The organism is Corynebacterium sp. TUM25020 (genome assembly GCF_056388495.1).
The window spans coordinates 57,671-72,151 of record NZ_JBWJFG010000007.1 but is presented as its reverse complement, the minus strand read 5'-3'; the positions used below and the strand labels follow the sequence as shown (position 1 = coordinate 72,151).

General features: G+C 59.9%; 14 protein-coding genes. All 14 read right to left on the bottom strand.

Going from position 1 to position 14,481, the window contains the following annotated elements; translation table 11 throughout:
* Positions 1 to 14: 14 nt before the first annotated feature.
* On the bottom strand, positions 15 to 1,211 hold the full coding sequence (locus AC05K6_RS08455) for an argininosuccinate synthase (RefSeq protein WP_293791954.1): 1,197 nt from the start codon (positions 1,209 to 1,211) through the stop codon (positions 15 to 17).
* Positions 1,212 to 1,274: 63 nt separating this feature from the next.
* Positions 1,275 to 1,739 (bottom strand): arginine repressor, encoded by a 465-nt coding sequence (argR, locus tag AC05K6_RS08450; RefSeq protein ID WP_293791956.1) that lies wholly within the window; start codon positions 1,737 to 1,739, stop codon positions 1,275 to 1,277.
* The gene (gene argF, locus AC05K6_RS08445) at positions 1,724 to 2,659 is read right to left on the bottom strand and encodes an ornithine carbamoyltransferase (protein ID WP_476728308.1); all 936 of its coding nucleotides are present in this window, start codon (positions 2,657 to 2,659) and stop codon (positions 1,724 to 1,726) included. The genes argR and argF overlap by 16 nt, the downstream gene beginning before the upstream one ends.
* A gap of 10 nt (positions 2,660 to 2,669) precedes the next feature.
* Positions 2,670 to 3,893 (bottom strand): acetylornithine transaminase, encoded by a 1,224-nt coding sequence (locus AC05K6_RS08440; RefSeq protein ID WP_476728307.1) that lies wholly within the window; start codon positions 3,891 to 3,893, stop codon positions 2,670 to 2,672.
* Entirely contained in the window at positions 3,890 to 4,855 is a 966-nt protein-coding gene (gene argB / locus AC05K6_RS08435; protein ID WP_476728306.1) for an acetylglutamate kinase, read from the bottom strand. The genes AC05K6_RS08440 and argB overlap by 4 nt, the downstream gene beginning before the upstream one ends.
* Positions 4,856 to 4,942: 87 nt before the next feature.
* Complete coding sequence (gene argJ, locus AC05K6_RS08430; protein ID WP_476728305.1) at positions 4,943 to 6,160, bottom strand: bifunctional glutamate N-acetyltransferase/amino-acid acetyltransferase ArgJ; 1,218 nt, start codon at positions 6,158 to 6,160, stop codon at positions 4,943 to 4,945.
* Positions 6,161 to 6,167: 7 nt separating this feature from the next.
* The gene (gene argC, locus AC05K6_RS08425) at positions 6,168 to 7,193 is read right to left on the bottom strand and encodes an N-acetyl-gamma-glutamyl-phosphate reductase (protein ID WP_293791963.1); all 1,026 of its coding nucleotides are present in this window, start codon (positions 7,191 to 7,193) and stop codon (positions 6,168 to 6,170) included.
* 63 nt (positions 7,194 to 7,256) lie between these two features.
* A complete protein-coding gene (pheT, locus tag AC05K6_RS08420; RefSeq protein WP_476728304.1) occupies positions 7,257 to 9,815 on the bottom strand; it encodes a phenylalanine--tRNA ligase subunit beta in 2,559 nt (852 codons plus the stop codon).
* A 59-nt stretch (positions 9,816 to 9,874) separates the two neighbouring features.
* Positions 9,875 to 10,930 carry a phenylalanine--tRNA ligase subunit alpha gene (gene pheS / locus AC05K6_RS08415; RefSeq protein ID WP_476728303.1) on the bottom strand — a complete coding sequence of 352 codons (1,056 nt, stop codon included), beginning with the start codon at positions 10,928 to 10,930 and terminating at the stop codon, positions 9,875 to 9,877.
* 165 nt (positions 10,931 to 11,095) lie between these two features.
* Entirely contained in the window at positions 11,096 to 11,911 is an 816-nt protein-coding gene (locus AC05K6_RS08410; RefSeq protein ID WP_293791967.1) for a TrmH family RNA methyltransferase, read from the bottom strand.
* Positions 11,912 to 11,930: 19 nt separating this feature from the next.
* Positions 11,931 to 12,722: a hypothetical protein gene (locus AC05K6_RS08405; protein WP_293791969.1), complete on the bottom strand. Its 792-nt coding sequence runs from the start codon at positions 12,720 to 12,722 to the stop codon at positions 11,931 to 11,933.
* 155 nt (positions 12,723 to 12,877) lie between these two features.
* Positions 12,878 to 13,261, bottom strand: coding sequence for a 50S ribosomal protein L20 (rplT, locus tag AC05K6_RS08400; protein WP_011273437.1), 384 nt, complete (start codon positions 13,259 to 13,261; stop codon positions 12,878 to 12,880).
* Positions 13,262 to 13,374: 113 nt separating this feature from the next.
* Positions 13,375 to 13,569, bottom strand: a complete 195-nt coding sequence (rpmI, locus tag AC05K6_RS08395; protein WP_269955193.1) for a 50S ribosomal protein L35 — start codon at positions 13,567 to 13,569, stop codon at positions 13,375 to 13,377.
* Positions 13,570 to 13,601: 32 nt separating this feature from the next.
* Entirely contained in the window at positions 13,602 to 14,123 is a 522-nt protein-coding gene (gene infC / locus AC05K6_RS08390; RefSeq protein ID WP_080716109.1) for a translation initiation factor IF-3, read from the bottom strand.
* Positions 14,124 to 14,481: the final 358 nt, after the last annotated feature.

The window sequence follows — 14,481 nt, the reverse complement described above, 5'->3', positions numbered from 1 at the left end:
CCGTTGTTGAGCGGTTAGTTTGCCAGGTCGCGCTTCGAGGCGATCTTGGAGGACAGGCCGTGCAGCTCCACGAAGCCTCGAGCCATGGACTGATCGAAGGAGTCGCCCTCGTCGTAGGTGGCCAGGTTGAAGTCGTACAGGGACTTGCTGGAGCGGCGACCGTTGACGGTGATGGATCCTGCGTGCAGTACCAGGCGGATGTCGCCGGTGACGTGGCTCTGGGTGGACTCAATGAAAGCGTCCAGGGAGCGCTTCAGCGGGCTGAACCACAGGCCGTCGTACACCTGGTTCGACCACTCAGCATCGATGCCGCGCTTGTAACGGGCCAGCTCGCGCTCAATCGTGACGGCCTCCAGTGCCTCGTGAGCGCGGATCAGGGTCATGGCACCCGGTGCCTCGTAAATCTCGCGGGACTTGATGCCCACCAGGCGGTCCTCGACCATATCCAGACGGCCTACGCCCTGTGCACCAGCACGGCGGTTCAGTTCCTCAATGGCCTCCAGAACGGTGACCTTCTTGCCGTCAATGGCAACGGGCTTGCCGGCCTCGAAGGAGATGATGACCTCGTCCGGAGCCTGACCCAGACCTGGATCTTCGGTGTAGGCGTACACGTCCTTGGTCGGTGCGTTCCACAGGTCCTCCAGGAAGCCGGTCTCCACGGCGCGGCCCCAAACGTTCTGGTCGATGGAGAACGGGGACTTCTTGGACTGCTCGATCGGGATACCGTTTTCCTCAGCGAAGGCGATGGCCTTTTCACGGGTCCAAGCGTAGTCACGAACCGGGGCGATGATGTCCAGATCCGGCGCGGTGTTGGCAAAGCCGACCTCGAAACGAACCTGGTCATTCCCCTTGCCGGTGCAGCCGTGGGCGACAGCGGTGCCGCCGTGCTCAGCAGCAGCCTCGGACAGGTGCTTCACGATCAGCGGGCGGGAGATAGCGGAGACCAGCGGGTACTCCTTCATGTACATGCCGTTGGCCTTGATCGTCGGCAAGCAGTAGTCGTTGGCGAATTCATCGCGGGCATCCACGACGATGGACTCCACAGCGCCGGCGCCCAGTGCACGCTGGCGGACGGTCTCCATGTCCTCGCCGCCCTGGCCCAGGTCGATGGAGACACAGACGACCTCAGCGTTGCGCTCCTTGGCAATCCAGCTGATAGCAACGGTGGTATCGAGTCCGCCGGAGTATGCGAGTACTACGCGATCCTTCATTCTTCTCTACGCTTCCCTTCGAAAGATTCTCTTGGGTTCTTTTTTGTTATCCGTTATTTGATTTTAGCTTTGTGCCAGGTGGAAGAAATACTCCCCCAGCTCCTTGCCGTTGAGGGGCTCTCGCGCCAGGACAAACACAGTGTCGTCACCGGCAATGGTGGCCACCACCCGGTTAACATCCGAGCGGTCCAGAATGCTGGCCAGGTACTGTGCCGCACCTGGCGGAGTACGCAGCACCGCGATGTTTCCCGAGTGGTCATGGTCAACCAGCAATTCTGCCAGCACTCGTCGCAGCTTGTCCGGCCCGTCCACCCGTACATCGTCGGAGAGGGAGTAGTAGACTTCTCCTCCTACACGCACTTTCTTGGCACCCAAATCCACCAGGTCGCGAGACAGCGTTGCCTGCGTGACGTCGATGCCGCGGTTGACGAGGATGCCGAGCAGCTGGCGCTGGCTGGCTACTTTCTCGGCGCCGATGATGCGCCCGATCATGTCCTGCCGTGCTGTGCGGGTTAACGAAGAAGCCATACCATCAGCGCCTTTTGTGCATGCAGGCGGTTTTCCGCCTCGTCAAAGACCACAGACTGTGGCCCGTCGATCACCTCGGTAGTCACTTCGTTGCCGCGGTAGGCCGGCAGGCAGTGCAGGAAGATCGCATCGTCCTTGGCGGTGCCCATTAGTTTTTCGTCAACCTGGTATGGGCGCAGCGCACTGCGATCCTCGGAGGCATCCTGTCCCATCGACAGCCACGTATCGGTGATCACCACATCTGCGCCGGTGGCATCGACGTTATCCGTTACGGTAACGGTCGCACCGGTCAGCTCCGCCCGCTTCTGCGCTCGCTCAACGAACTCTGCATCAGGCTGGAAACCCTTCGGTGCGGCGATGGTGATGTTCACTCCCGCGGTGGCAAAGCCCAGCATGTAGCTGTTTGCCATGTTGTTCGCACCGTCGCCAAAGTACACGGCACTCAGCCCCTGGAGCTTTCCTTTGTGTTCCTTGATGGTCACGAGATCCGCCAAGATTTGGCAGGGGTGGAAGTCATCGGACAGTGAGTTGATAATCGGAACGCTCGCGGTCTCTGCCATCTGGTGCAGATTGTCGTGGGCACCGGTGCGCCACACGATAGCGGTGGCGTAACGGGACAGTACCGCGCCGGTGTCCTGGTAGGTCTCGCCCTTGCCCATCTGGGAGCTGCCGCTGTCTACGACGATGGCATTGCCGCCCAGCTCGGTGATGCCGGCGTCAAAAGAAAAGCGCGTGCGCGTAGAGGTCTTGTCGAACAAGACTGCGACAGAGCGACGTTCCAGTAGGTTGCGATAGCCATTGCCGTAGCGATTGTCCTTCAGTTCCTCGGCCAATGCCAGCACTTCGGCCTGCTCTTCCGGGGTGAGGTCATCGTCGGCCAGCATGTGGCGCAGCAGCCCATTGTTAAGGGAGTTCGTCATGTGGTGTTCCTTAGTTCTGTTTACTCGAGCTCTTTTTACTCGAGCTCTGTTCGCTCTGTTCGCGGTTGTCGTCCAGCATCTGCCTTATCTTGGTGACGCCACCCTGCACCTCCTGAGCCGAGATGTTCAGCGGGGGAACAATGCGGATCACGTCGGGCTGGGGTTTGTTCACAATCAGCCCGTAATCAAGAGGGTCGAGTGTCAGCGGTTCATCCAGCACGATGCCCAGCATGAGCCCTCGCCCGCGGATCGTCTGCACGCTGGAGTGGTCGACCAGACCGTCGCGGAAAGCCTGCGATTGGGTAGCGACGTTGGACAAGAGATCCTCGGCCTCAATCGTGTCGATCACCGCATTCGCAGCGGCACAGACCACGGGGTTACCGCCGAAGGTGGTTCCGTGCATGCCCTTGGCCAGGAGTTGTGCCTTCGGTAGGGCCAGCGTTGCACCGATCGGCAGGCCACCGCCCAGTCCCTTGGCCATGGTGATAACGTCCGGCAGCACATCGGGTTCGTGCTGGAAGCCGAACCACTGGCCGGTGCGCCCCATGCCCGCCTGTACCTCGTCGACGACCATGAGAATGCCGTGCTCGTCGCACAATTCACGTACGGCGGCCAGGAATCCATCCGGCGCGGGGATCACGCCGGTCTCTCCTTGAATTGGTTCCAGGAAGATTGCGGCGGTGTCATCGTCCGCCAGCTCCCGGAGAGCCGCGATATCGCCGTAGGGGTAGTACTCCACTCCGCCGGGCAACGGCTTAAAAGGTTCTTGCTTATCAGGCTGGCCGGTCAGGGCGAGCGCACCCATGGTGCGACCGTGGAAGCCACGCTCGGCAGCCAGAATTTTAGTTCTTCCCGTAGCGCGGGCGATCTTGAAGGCCGCTTCGTTGGCCTCTGCTCCGGAGTTGGAAAAGAACACGCGCGCCTCCGCGGCCTGCTCCCCCACCAGTCCCTTGAGCCGCTCCGCGAGTTTGATCACCTGCGGGTGGGCGAAAAGGTTCGACGTGTGGCTGAGCGTGGCGATCTGATTCGATACGGCGTCGACAATGGCAGGGTGAGCGTGCCCTAGAGCATTGACGGCGATGCCGGAGAGCAGGTCGAGATATTCGTTACCCTCTGCGTCGGTGACGACGGTTCCGCGACCGGACACGAGCTCGCGCGGCGGAGTGCCATACGTTTCGAACAGAGCGGCGTTCCAGTGGCTCTGCCAGTCAGTGGAGTTCATGTGCTGGCTCATGACAAGTCCTCCCGGTAGTTGATAGCGGCGGGAATCTCGGTTCCGTCTACATCCTCCCAATCTGCAGGGCAGATCATGGTGCCAATGCCGCCGGTGGTCATTAGCTCCAAGAGTACGGAGTGCGGGATTCGACCATCGATGACGTGTGCGGCCTGCACCCCGGTACGCAGGGCGTCAAGGCAGGCTTCCATCTTCGGCACCATGCCGGAATCCAGGTTAGGGAGCAGGTCGGAAAGCTGCTCCGGGGTGAGGCTGGAAACGAGCGAATCTTTGTTCGGCCAGTCTGTGTATAGGCCTTTAACGTTCGTGAGCACGATCAGTCTCTCGGCTCCCAGGGCACCAGCCAATGCACCGGCAGCCGTGTCTGCGTTGATGTTGTAGATGCGCCCTTGGTCATCGGGAGCGATCGTTGAGACGACGGGGATGCGGCCTGCGTCGATGAGATCTAGCAAGCTTTCTGCATTGACGTGTTCGATCTGCCCCACACGCCCAAGATCCACATCTTCCCCGTCGATGGTGATGGTGCGTTTGGAGGCGGTGAATAGTCCCGCGTCCTCACCCGAGGTGCCGATGGCGTATGGGCCGTGCTCGTTAATCAGGCCAACGAGCTCGCGTCCGACCTTGCCGAAGAGCACCATGCGAACGTATTCCATGACCTCCGGGGTTGTTACACGGAAGCCGCCCTTGAACTCGCCTTCCAGGCCGACGGTCTTCAGCATGTCGTTGATCTGCGGGCCACCGCCGTGCACCACGACCGGGCGGGCACCAATAGCGCGTAGGAAGACCATGTCGGCGGCGAATGCTCGCTTGAGATCCTCGTCGATCATCGCGTTGCCGCCGTACTTCACCACCACGATTTTGTCGCGGTAATGCAGCAACCAGGGCAGCGCTTCGGCCAGCACGTGGCTGCGCATTTCGGGGGTCAGCCCGGTGGTATCGATGGGCGGGTGATTGGAAGTCATTGGTGCTTAGTCCCTAATCATTCGATTCTTGGTGCAGGGTGCTTTTGTAAGTCTGGGTGCATGCCAGATGAAGCGATAGGTGGAGTGCTAGGTGGAGTACTCAGAGTTGATCTCTACATAGGAGTACGAAAGGTCGGTGGTCCATACCGTCGCGCGCCCTTCGCCTACGCCAAGATCCACCTCGACAGCGATGTCCGCACCGGATAGGTCGACCGCCCGCGCACCGGGTGCACCGGTGGAGTTGATGCACACTGGGTGACCGTTGAAGGACACGCTGATAGCCTCTGGGTTCATCTTCACCGGTGCCATTCCCACTGCTGCTAGCACGCGGCCCCAGTTCGGATCCGAGCCGAACATTGCACACTTAAAGAGGTTGTCGCGGCCAATGACGCGAGCTGCGGTCTGCGCGTCCACGTCTGTTTCTGCGCCGCCGACGGTGATGGAGACTCTCTTTGTGACGCCCTCAGCATCCGCCTGCAGCTGCATCGCGATATCCAAGCACACCTGGTGGATCGCAGCGTTAAATTCCTCTGCTTCGGGGGTCACTCCGGACGCACCGGAGGCCATAAGCAGCACGGTGTCATTGGTGGAGGTTGCGCCGTCGATGTCAATGCAGTCGAAAGTCGTCGGGGTCGCACCCGCCAGTGCCTGCTGGGCCATCTCGGTACTGGGAAGGTGGGCGTCGGTAGTAATGAACACCAGCATCGTCGCCAGTGACGGAGCCATCATCCCCACGCCCTTGCCCATCGCACCGATGGACCAGCCGTCGCCGTGGTAGACGGCTTCCTTGGCCACGAGATCGGTGGTCATGATGGCACGGGCGGCGGCGTTTCCTGACGCAATGGACTGATCCAAATTTCCTGCGAGCTCATCAATGCCCGAGATGATCTTGTCCATCGGTAGCACATCGCCAATAAGTCCCGTGGAACACACGGCAACGTCGCTGGGTTGGCAGCCCAACACCTCAGCGGCCTTATCCGCCGTGGCACGGGCATCCTTGTCGCCCTGGGCACCGTTGCAGGCATTGGCATTTCCGGAGTTGACGACCACTGCACGGAAGCTGCCATCGTTATGTGCCTTGGTGTAGCGCACGGGAGCTGCCGTGACCTGGTTACGGGTAAACATTGCTGCAGCAATAGTGTCCGGACCGTCATTGCGGATCAGAGCCATATCCGACTTACCGGAAGGCTTAATGCCTGCAGTCACCGCGGCAGCGCTGAAGCCCCGGGGAACAGTCACACCGAGCTCTGCAGAGGTACTCTGCGCCGTGCTGGTGTCTGGGTTTGCTTCTTGTGGGCTATTCATTGTCGGATCACAGTCCCGTCTGCGGAAGACCCGCGGTTTCTTCCCAACCGACCATCAGGTTGAGGCATTGGATAGCAGCACCGGCGGTGCCCTTGGTGAGGTTGTCAATGGCGCTGGTGGCGATGATCATGCCGTCGGCGACTTCCACTTGCAGGTGAACCATGTTGGAGCCCACGACGTTTTTTACCTCCGGCTGCTGGCCAGCGGGCAGCAAGTGCAGGAAGGGTTCATCGGCGCAGAAGTCCTCATAGGCACGGCGGATATCGCTCGCCTGGCCTCGTGCTGGAGCGGTGACTGTGGTGAGAATTCCGCGGGTCAGCGGCGCGAGTACTGGTGTGAAGGTGACATGCACGTCGTCCGAAGAGTGACCAGCAGGAAGGAGTTCCTCCACGCTCTGCTTGATCTCCGGGGCGTGACGGTGGGTTCCCACACCGTAGGCACGGAGGTTCCCCATAGTCTCGGAACCAAGGAGGTTCACTGCCGCTTTCTTGCCTGCACCCGTGGTTCCCGTGACGGATACAACACTGACCTGCGGAGCCATAAGGCCACTGACAATAGCTGGCATGAGAGCCATCGTCGCGCCGGTCGGGAAACAACCCGGGGCGGCTACGTAATTCGTTGCCGCAATATCCTCTCGGTGCCCCGGCATTTCCGGAATGCCGTAGGTGCGGGTGCCGGCGTGCGGCGTGCCGTAGAAGCGTGCCCAATGATTTGCGTTCTTTAACCGGTAGTCAGCTCCGCAGTCCACGATCTTCATAGATTCCGGCAGGTCGAGGGAGGCAGAAACGCCATGCGGAAGAGCCAGGATTGCAGCATCATGCTCGCGGAGAACATCCTCAGTGGTGGCCTCGAGCACGCGATCCGCCAGTGCGGGAAGCCCTGGGTTGAGATCACCGAAGCGTGCGCCGGCATTAGAACCGCCGGTCAGCGCACCAATTTCGAAGTCCACGCCGTAGCCTGGGTGATTGAGGAGGAGGCGAAGCGCTTCGCCACCCGCGTACCCGCTGGCGCCTGCTACTGCAATTTTCAACATAGGACGATTCTGCCCTACGTGACCCACGAATGCAAATTATTCAATATTGTGGGAATTATGCAACTATGCGCGGAGCGTGGCTCCCACACGCTCCGCCGCGGCCTGCAGAGCTGCTTCGCGGGACTTGCTGGCCTCTTCCTCCGTCAAGGTGCGATCTGCAGCGCGGAAACGCAGGCTGAAAGTCAACGAACGCTTGCCTTCGCCCAAGGACTCAGAGCGATAAACGTCGAAAAGACGAATCTCTTCCAACAGCTCGCCCGCACCAGCCCGAAGAGCATCTTCGACCGCCTGCGCCGGAGTGGACTCATCTACGACAACCGCAATGTCCTGCAGAACGGCCGGGAATGCAGACAGCACCGGACGCGGGAAAGTCTCCTCCAACGGCAGCGCATCCAGGTTGATCTCCATGGCCACGGTGCGCGGGGGAAGCTCGGCTCGCTCGCAGACCTGCGGGTGCAGCTCGCCTGCGTGGCCAACGACCTTGTCGCCCACCAGGATCTCAGCACAGCGGCCCGGGTGCCACGGCAGGTACTCGGCGTTACGCAGAGTAATCTCCACACCGGCAGCGCGGGCGACTACACGGGCAGATTCAATGGCATCCGCAGCAGTGAAAGCTTCCGGCGCACCCCACGTGCCCTGCAGCTGGCGATTACCCGTCGCGACGACGGCAACATGAAGTGGTTGTGCGGGCAGCGAATCCAGCAGCTCGGACAGCTCGGCGTCACTCGGGCGCTGCTTAACAGAAGGCATTGGCGAGAACTGCTCGGCAGACTTCGGAACAGAAACCTGCTCCACGCCGTACAAGGCTGCATCTCGCTGACCACGAGTGACGTTGCGACGCAGCGATTCGATCATCGACGGCAATAGTGTGGTGCCGATCTGCGCGTAATCGCTCTCTAGCGGGTTTTGCACCTTGACCGTCACGCGACGCGGATCATCAGCGGGCAGATCCCATACGTCGAATACATCATTAGCAATGAACGGGCTCGGCAGAATCTCTGCATAACCGGCCCATGCCAAAGCCTTACCCACATTGCGACGCATCCGCTGGCGCGGAGTATAACCGCGACCTGCGGGAGCGGTCGGAACGACAGAAGGAATATCCTCCAGCCCTTCCAGACGCAGCACCTCCTCCACTAGGTCGGCGGGCATCGTCAGGTCAGGACGCCAACTCGGCGGGGTCACCTCGATCTCGCGGGCACCATTGTCGTCCCGCGAACCTGTCTCACGCACCTCACAGCCCACCTCACGCAGGCGGGAAATAGTGGTGCCGTCGGGATAGATCATGCCCGCAGTCTTACCTGGGCGCGACGTGTGCATAGTGATCGTCGGCATCTCGGGCACTGCACCGAACAGGGTGCGCCCCTCCTCCACCTCGCCGCCGGCAATGTTCACCAGCAGTGCAACAGCGAAGTCCAGCGCGTCCTCGATAACCGCCGCATCCGTGCCACGCTCAAACCGACGCGACGCTTCGGAGGACAGCTTGTGGCGACGGCACGTACGTGCCACCGTGATCTGATTCCAGTGAGCGGCTTCAAACAGCACGTTGGTGGTCTCATCGGAAATCTCGGAGGTCGATCCGCCCATCACGCCAGCCAGGGACTGAATACCGGACTCATCGGCGATCACAACGTCTTCCGGATCCAGGGTGCGCTCCACATCGTCTAACGTGGTGAGCTTCTCCCCCTTATTTGCCAGACGAACGTGCAATTCGCCGTTGACCTTATCCGCATCGAAAGCGTGCATCGGCTGGCCAAGTAGGAACATCACGTAGTTCGTCACGTCCGTCGCCGGGTTCACAGGTCGCTGGCCACAAAGCATCAGCTCTCGCTGCAGCCACAGCGGAGATTCCGCCTTCGGATCAATTCCCCGCACCTTACGCATGCCAAACTTCGAACACTTCGTGTCCGCGTCAACCTTCAGCGCCTGAACCTCACCGCCCGTGCCGGGCAGGCCGGCGAAAAGGTCATCGCGCATCGCTGCTGCCGCCGGGTCCTGCGCCGGGTCGCGGTATTGCAGGTTAAAGCTCGACGCCAACTCGCGCGCAAGCCCCCTGGCCGAAAGTGCGTATCCGCGGTCTGGGGTGATATTCACATCGAAAATAGTGTCCTGCAAACCCAACAGCCCACGGGCATCGTCGCCTACCTGGAGGTTGGCGCTGGCCAAATCGGCGTCAGAAATAGTCATGATGCCTGCGTTTTGCTGGCTGGCCAGACCAACCTCCATCGCAGAACAGATCATGCCCTCAGAGATTTTGCCGTAGGTCTTACGCGCCGAGATCTCGAAAGGCCCGGGCAGTACCGTGCCGGGCAGGGCGATAACAACGTTGTCGCCCTCGGCGAAGTTCCGAGCGCCACAGATGATGTGCTGCAACTCGCCAGTGCCGTTGGCTTGGCCGACGTTCACATCGCAGTAGCGGATCGGCTTCTTAAACTCGGTGAGCTCCTCAATCTTTTCTACTCGACCGATCACCAGTGGGCCGGTGGTCTCAGGGATCGCCTCGTAGCCCTCGGTCTCAAAGCCGACGCGGACGAAGCCAGCGTCGAATTCCTCGGCGCTCACGCTCCACTGCGGGTTGGAAGTCTGCAGGATTCGGGTCAGCCACGACTGGGAAATAAGCATGATGTTCGAAAGATCCTTATTGGGGCTTTAAATGGGGTGCTCTGAAGAGTGAATATGGGTTAACCGCGGACGCCGAATGGCAGGGTGAAGCGGACGTCGCCCTCCACCATGTCACGCATGTCGGGCAGGCCGTTGCGGAACTGCAGGGTGCGCTCGATGCCCATGCCGAAGGCGAAGCCGGAGTACACTTCCGGGTCTACGCCCGCAGCGATCAAGACGTTGGGGTTGACCATGCCGCAGCCACCCCACTCGATCCAGCCGGCGCCACCCTTCTTATCTGCAAACCACACATCGACCTCGGCGGAAGGCTCGGTGAATGGGAAGTAGTTTGGGCGGATGCGGGTCTTAGCTTCCTCTCCGAACAGAGTCTTAGCCAGGTGATCCAGCGCGCCCTTCAGGTGTGCCATCGTCAGACCCTTATCAACAGCCAGGCCTTCAACCTGGTGGAAGACCGGAGTGTGGGTGGCATCCAGCTCATCGGTACGGAATACGCGTCCCGGGCAAGCAATATAGATAGGAAGATCGCGGGACAGCATCGTACGCATCTGCACCGGAGAGGTATGGGTGCGCAAAACCTGGCCAGACCCCTCTGGGGCAATGTGGAAAGTATCCTGCAGCGTTCGCGCGGGGTGATCCGGAATGAAGTTCAGGGAGTCGAAGTTGAAGTACTCCGCCTCAACCTCCGGGCCATCCGCGATTTCCCAACCCATGCCGACGAAGATATCGGCGATCTGTTCGGACAGGATGGTGATTGGGTGCTGAGCGCCGCGCTGGCCACGTGTCGTCGGTTCGGTTACATCGATACGCTCGGCGCGCAGGACTTCCTCATTGCGCTTACGCTCGAGCTCTGCCTTAACTTGCCCGAAACACTTTTCGACGCGACCACGTGCCATGTTGACCATGCGGCCAGCGTCCTTGCGCTGTTCCTTCGGCAGACTGCCCAGGCTTCGGCGGGCTGCGGGAATGGGGGCATCGTCGCCCAGGTGCTCGCGGCGAGCAGCCGCCAGCTCTTCCAGATTTGCAGCGTCGGTGAAAGCCTTCTCCGCTGCGTCGGCGGCAGCGTTAAGGCTCTGCTCCGAGAGCTCTACCTGGGGAGTGTCCGCGGAATCCGTCACTTGTGTGCGCTCCTCTGTCTACGTGCACGGCTTAACCTGGTCAATAATACCCGGCGAGGGCGACCTCGCACCTAGCCGGGGTTATTCGTCTTCCACCCAACCGCTGTACCGGACGCTGTGTCTAGTTTGGTCTAGATAGCTCTAGCTAGCTCGAGTTAGCTCGAGTTAACTTTGTGCTTGGGCTCGCGCCGACTCATACATGCAAATGGAAGCGGCGGTGGCCAGGTTCAAGGATTCCGCGCGTCCCCGGATGGGGATGGAAACCCGCAGGTCTGCTTCCGCCAGCAGTTCCTCCCCGAGTCCGTGCGCTTCATTGCCGAACAGCCACGCGGTTGGTTTGGCGAGGATCTCCCCCGCATCGTCCAGACTCACTTCCCCGTCGGCGGCAGTGGCAACGATCTGTAGCCCCTGTGCGCGCAGCTGGCCGAGGACATCTTTCACATTCGTTGAACGTGCCACAGGGACATGAAACAGCGATCCCGCGGAGGCACGCGCAGCTTTGCACGACTGCGGATCAGCAGTCTCCCCGGCGAACACCACGGCATCCGCACCCATGGCATCGGCCACTCGGATGAGAGTTCCGGCATTGCCGGGGTCGTTCGTTTCCACGGGAACGCTCACCAATCTTGGCTGCGGCGTCAATGCCTTAGCGACAGACCACAAAACCGGCTTACACACGGCGAACAAACCCGTGGTCGTGGCGGTATCAGCCAAATGCTTGGCGGCCTTGTCGTTGATGTAGTGAACGTAGACATTGAGGTATCCGGCGGTACGAATGATCGGCTCAAAACGCTCGGCCGCCGCCATAGTCACAAACACATCCGTGGCGCTGCCGGTAGCAATAGCCGCCTCTACGCTATTTTCCCCTTCCACGAGGAAAACCCCCGCCTTTTTGCGCGCAGCCGCACGGTGAAGTTTGGCTGCGTTGACCACACGGGGGGTTCGTTCGGTGAAAATTTCCTGTGCATCCTGCGGGTTCATACCCCACAGCTTAGGGCACCTACTCCTCAAAGAGACGTTGGGTTGCCTCTTCCGTCGTGGTCACACCATTTTCTACATGGGTCTTGGTGACGGTTCCGCCCCGCCCCTCTTGGCCCAATTCGATGAGGTAGTGACCATCGACGCGGAGCTGACCGTCCTCAACGACCGCAGTCATGGGCTCCCCCTGGTTGCCCGGCACTCCGCCCATTTTCATGTCCAGGGATCCCAGCGGGAAGGTGGCCTTCGTGCGCCCCTCGTCAACCTCAGCCTTCTCGAGGTCTGCGGTGACCGACATACCACCCTTTCCAGCTGTAAAGCGCCATATTGCATCCAGCGTAAAGTTCAGCCCCGCCACGAATGCGCCACGGTCGTCCGTGTTCATTTCATCGACTCCCGCAAAGTAGTGACGCATGTTGTAGATCTTGTCGGCCGTTTCAAAGACCTGATCCTTTTCTTCATCACTCAATTCCGCGTAGTGCTCCACGGAATCGACTCGCTTCAGCAGGTTCTTCTCTTCGTCGGGCAGCTCGTCTATGGCCTGCACAAGGGAGGAATCCGTAGTGTTTTTCAGACAGTCGTCGATAGCCTTCGCCGCTTGTTCGGCGAAGTCTTCCTTGGACATGTCCGCATAAGAAAGATCTTCGCCCGCGCCATTTTCGTTGGTAGCAGTATCCCCGCCGTGCGCTTTCTCCGAGGCTTTCTCGACTGCCTGCTCGGCATCCTCGTTTGTGCTCATATTGCAGGCGGTAACGGATCCGGCGAGAGAAAGAGCAAGCAGTACTGCTGCAGATCGTCGTGTGTACGCATTCATTGGGGGTTATCTCCTCAGGAAACACTGGCGAAACGAAGGGATAGCTTTTACCTCAATCTATCGGTAATCCGTCGGTCAAGAAGTCCAAAATGCGCAAAAGACCCCCACCCTGGAAAATCCAGGATGAGGGGTGAACTAAGCCTTCCGGCTAGCTTTTAGGATGCAGCCGGTGCGTTAACGTCTTCCGGCAGGGCAGCCTTAGCGGCCTCACACAGAGCGGTGAAAGCGTCGAAATCGTTGACGGCCAGCTCGGCAAGGTTCTTGCGGTCAACCTCGATCTCAGCCAGGCGCAGGCCCTGGATCAGACGGTTGTAGGTCATGCCGTTCTGGCGTGCGCCAGCGTTGATGCGCTGGATCCACAGCTTACGGAATTCGTTCTTGCGAGCCTTGCGGTCGCGGAACTCGTAAGTCTTGGAGTGGAGCATCTGCTCCTTTGCCTTGCGGTACAGGCGAGAGCGCTGACCACGGTAGCCCTTAGCGGACTTCAGTACTTCGCGACGCTTCTTCTTGGCGTTCACTGAGCGCTTGACACGTGCCACGGTGATACTTCCTTTTCTTTAAATTGTGCACGCCTCACGAAAAGCACTATCGGAAGTGCGGTTATTACTCGATGAGGCGGTGAGGTGAATGGGGGTGGAAAGGTGGGCTTTCGCTATGCCTTGCCCAGCAGACGCTTCATGCGCTTGACGTCAGCCGGAGCGACGTCCTCGGTACCCTTCAGGCGACGAGTGCGCTTGGAGGGCTTGCCCTCCAGCAGGTGGCGGCGGTTAGCCTGCTCGCGACGCAGCTTGCCAGAGCCGGTGATCTTGATGCGCTTTGCGGCGCCCTTGTGAGTCTTCTGCTTCATTGGTGAAAAACCTCTAACAACTAGTTCTGTTACTACTTCTTGCCCTTGCGGATCGGGCCCAGCACCATGGTCATGTTGCGACCATCCTGTTTCGCACGAGTCTCAACTACGCCGTACTCTTCGACGTCGTTGGCCAGGCGCTCCAGCAGGCGGAACCCGAGTTCCGGTCGAGACTGCTCACGCCCGCGGAACATGATCGTGACCTTGACCTTCGAGCCCTTCTCCAGGAAACGAATAACGTTGCCCTTCTTGGTCTCGTAGTCGTGGTCGTCGATCTTCGGACGGAACTTCTGTTCCTTCACCACGGTCTGCTGCTGGTTCTTACGAGCTTCACGAGCCTTCTGGGCCTGCTCGTACTTGAACTTGCCGAAGTCCATGATCTTCGCCACGGGTGGCTTGGCGTTCGGTGCAACCTCTACAAGGTCGAGGTCAGCTTCATAGGCCAGCTTTCGCGCATCGTCTGTCTTGACGATACCGACCTGTTCGCCGCCTGGACCGACGAGTCGGACCTCAGGGACTCGAATACGGTCGTTGATGCGAGCTTCTGCGCTAATGTGAACTCCTCAGTAGCAGTTTGGTTAATGTCTTACCGACCCCTGCAGTACTGAAGATCCCCTGTGTTCCCCCACTATCACAACCACAGAAGCACCAGCGGGAACATATCCACACTTCCGTGCATTGCACTTCCGGATTTTCAGAACCCATCCGTGCCTGTGGCCACGACCCGAGCCCAACCTCTAAGGCGGTCTCTAGGTGGGAGAAGGAACCTCCACTTGCAGCCCGTTTCCAATTCCTTGGAGCAATGCGTTTCAAACAAACTGCCTGAAACAAAATGTCCCAAATGAACGGAACGAGACGGTAGTACCTGGAAGTATAACAAGTAACCAATAGAACACAAAACGCCCTGTCCGT

Bases quoted from the DNA above. Each gene is read 5' to 3' on its own strand.
- AC05K6_RS08455 (WP_293791954.1), bottom strand. From the start codon at position 1,211: ATGAAGGATCGCGTAGTACTCGCATACTCCGGCGGACTCGATACCACC.
- argR (WP_293791956.1), bottom strand. From the start codon at position 1,739: ATGGCTTCTTCGTTAACCCGCACAGCACGGCAGGACATGATCGGGCGC.
- argF (WP_476728308.1), bottom strand. From the start codon at position 2,659: ATGACGAACTCCCTTAACAATGGGCTGCTGCGCCACATGCTGGCCGAC.
- AC05K6_RS08440 (WP_476728307.1), bottom strand. From the start codon at position 3,893: ATGAGCCAGCACATGAACTCCACTGACTGGCAGAGCCACTGGAACGCC.
- argB (WP_476728306.1), bottom strand. From the start codon at position 4,855: ATGACTTCCAATCACCCGCCCATCGATACCACCGGGCTGACCCCCGAA.
- argJ (WP_476728305.1), bottom strand. From the start codon at position 6,160: ATGAATAGCCCACAAGAAGCAAACCCAGACACCAGCACGGCGCAGAGT.
- argC (WP_293791963.1), bottom strand. From the start codon at position 7,193: ATGTTGAAAATTGCAGTAGCAGGCGCCAGCGGGTACGCGGGTGGCGAA.
- pheT (WP_476728304.1), bottom strand. From the start codon at position 9,815: ATGCTTATTTCCCAGTCGTGGCTGACCCGAATCCTGCAGACTTCCAAC.
- AC05K6_RS08410 (WP_293791967.1), bottom strand. From the start codon at position 11,911: ATGAACCCGCAGGATGCACAGGAAATTTTCACCGAACGAACCCCCCGT.
- AC05K6_RS08405 (WP_293791969.1), bottom strand. From the start codon at position 12,722: ATGAATGCGTACACACGACGATCTGCAGCAGTACTGCTTGCTCTTTCT.
- rpmI (WP_269955193.1), bottom strand. From the start codon at position 13,569: ATGAAGCAGAAGACTCACAAGGGCGCCGCAAAGCGCATCAAGATCACC.